The sequence below is a fragment of the Sphingopyxis sp. genome, assembly GCF_025869345.1.
Taxonomy (GTDB): Bacteria; Pseudomonadota; Alphaproteobacteria; order Sphingomonadales; family Sphingomonadaceae; genus Sphingopyxis.
Map to the genome: position 1 here is coordinate 1 of NZ_JAOZVW010000159.1, position 1998 is coordinate 1998.

Annotated in this window: 2 protein-coding genes; one reads left to right on the forward strand and one right to left on the reverse strand. The window is 65.8% G+C overall.

Going from position 1 to position 1998, the window contains the following annotated elements; all coding sequences use genetic code 11:
* Positions 1-73 precede the first annotated feature (73 nt).
* Positions 74-946: an SDR family NAD(P)-dependent oxidoreductase gene (locus tag OJI97_RS17970; protein ID WP_297665772.1), complete on the reverse strand. Its 873-nt coding sequence runs from the start codon at positions 944-946 to the stop codon at positions 74-76.
* Positions 947-1112: 166 nt separating this feature from the next.
* On the opposite strand from OJI97_RS17970, the gene OJI97_RS17975 reads away from it, so the two are divergent.
* Positions 1113-1898: an SDR family NAD(P)-dependent oxidoreductase gene (locus OJI97_RS17975; protein ID WP_297665774.1), complete on the forward strand. Its 786-nt coding sequence runs from the start codon at positions 1113-1115 to the stop codon at positions 1896-1898.
* Positions 1899-1998 lie beyond the last annotated feature (100 nt).

The following is a 1998-nucleotide window of genomic DNA, read 5'->3' on the forward strand; positions in this document are numbered from 1 at the left end:
CAATCCAGAGCGGTTTACGCCACTCTGGATTGCTTCGCTGCGCTCGCAATGACGATAATCTGTACCGTCTCGCCTAGTAAACCACCGCCGGGTTCGGCTCGGGCGGGCTGCCCAGCATCTCGCGGTGCGACGGCGGCGTCCTCCCGCGGTCGGTGATGCCGTAGCGCCCGGCGATCTCCGCCCCGATCAGCGCCCGCCCCGACAGCTCGCCGCCCTCGGGGTCGCTCGCGATCGCGTGAAGGATACGCCCCGTGAACTGCGGCATTTCGGCCATCGCCATGAAGCCTTCATATTGCTCCTTATGCACCTCGGCGGCATTGAGCGCGCGCTCGGTGATCTGCGGTCCCAGCCAGATCGACACGGCGCGCACGCCATAGGGCTTGAAATCGAACGCCATGTCGTGCGCCAGCTTGTCGACCCCCGCTTTCTGCGCGCCATAGGCGGGCCCGTGCATATAGCAGCTCGCGCCGAAGGAGGAGGTGAAGGCGACCAGCCCCGATCCCTGTTCGACCATCAGCTTTGCGGCGTGCCAGCTCGCGACATAGGCCGAGCGCAGCCCGACATCGATGATCCCGACCGCATCGAGTTCCTTCTCCCAGAAGGGCGCCTGCTCGATGAGCTGGTGATGGATATGGGTCGCGTTGTTGACGAGAATGTCGAGCCGCCCCGCCTCGGCGCGCACCCGTTCGAACAGCGCGGCGATCTGGGCGTCGTCGGCGTGGTCGCAGGCGACCGCGATCCCCCTGCCCCCCGCCGCGGTCACTGCCGCCGCGGTCTCGTGGATCGTTCCCGCGAGCGGCTTGCCGTCCCAGCCCACCGCATCGCTATGATCGACGCTGCGCCCGGTGACGAAGACGGTCATCCCCCTTTCGCCGAGCCCGATCGCGATGCCCTTGCCCGCGCCGCGGCTGGCGCCCGTCACGACGGCGATGGCCGGATTCGTCATAGCCCACTCCCATATTGCCTATTTGCGTAGCGATATCGTCGTTATGCTACGATATTCATCGCAAAAATCCATGAAATTTTGCGCAAAAGGCGGATTTCCTCTTCCCTATCGATTCCAATGCGTGACATGGTGGCGGCATCGTTTCGCACTTTGGAGAATCGGTTCGATGGACCAGGATCAGCTTTCCCCCGCGCTCGGCGCCCCCGGCACTGGCGTCATCGTCACCGGCGGCGCGTCGGGCATCGGGCTGGCTTCGGCCGAAGCGCTCGCGGCGGTGGGCCGCAACGTCGCGCTGTGGGATATCGACGGCGGCAAGGCATCGGCGCAGGCGGAAGCCATCGCGAGCCGCTTCGGCGTAAAGGCGCTGCCGGTCGCGATCGACCTCACCGACATCGCTGCCTATGCGGCCGCGATCGACGCGAGCCGCGCGGCGCTCGGCCCGCTCGGCGGGCTCGTCCATGCGGCGGGGATCGTCGATACCGGCTCGCTCGAAGGCATCACGCCGCAAAGCTGGGACGCGGGGATCAACACCCATCTTCGCCCGCTCGCGCTGCTCACCCAGCAGCTTTATGGCGATTTCGCCGCCAATCCGGGCTCGGCGGTGGTCGGCATCGCCTCGATCAACGCGACGCTCGGCAATGCGGTGAACCCGATCTACAGCGCCGCGAAGGGCGGGATGCTGTCGCTGGTCCGTGCGCTCGCCGACCGGCTGGCGCGCGACAATATTCGCATCAACGCGGTGTCGCCGGGACAGATCCGCACGCCGATGATGCAGCCCGCGGTCGACAATCTGCCCGAAGGTTATTTCGAGCGGCGTATCCTGCTCGAAAGGCTGGGCGATCCGGCGGAGATCGGCCGCGTGGTGCGCTTCCTGCTGTCGAACGAAGCGAGCTATATCACCGCCGCCGAGCTGGTCGTCGATGGGGGGAATATTTCGTCGCAGCGGCAGTAGGATCAGGGCTGACGATCCCCACTTTCGTCATCCCGGACTTGATCCGGAATCCATTATCTCGGCGCCGGATGAATGGATCCCGGATCAAGTCCGGGATGAC